This window comes from Bacillus sp. NTK074B (assembly GCF_017303375.1).
In the GTDB taxonomy this organism is placed as follows: Bacteria; Bacillota; Bacilli; order Bacillales; family Bacillaceae_B; genus Rossellomorea.
Genome location: NZ_JAFKOH010000318.1, coordinates 1 through 244 on the forward strand (window position 1 = coordinate 1; position 244 = coordinate 244).

1 pseudogene is annotated in these 244 nt (G+C 65.6%); it reads left to right on the forward strand.

Annotated elements, in window-relative coordinates:
* Positions 1 to 244: pseudogene (locus tag JI667_RS22520) on the forward strand (hydantoinase/oxoprolinase family protein); the annotation flags it as partial.

Genomic DNA, 244 nt, shown 5'->3' on the forward strand with positions numbered 1-244 from the left:
CTGTTTTCTGCATGCGCATGTAAACCCCGACCATGAGCGCCGCGCGCTGGACATCCTGCAGCCGCTGCTGCCCGGCGTGCTGTTCAGCCTGTCGAGCGACGTCTCGCCCGAGATCGGCGAATACGCGCGCTTCTCGACCACCGCTGCCAATGCCTTCGTCCAGCCGCAGGTTGCCCGTTATCTCGACCGGCTCGAGGTCGGGCTGGCGACGCTGGGCCTGTTCGCACCGGTCTTCATGTTCCTG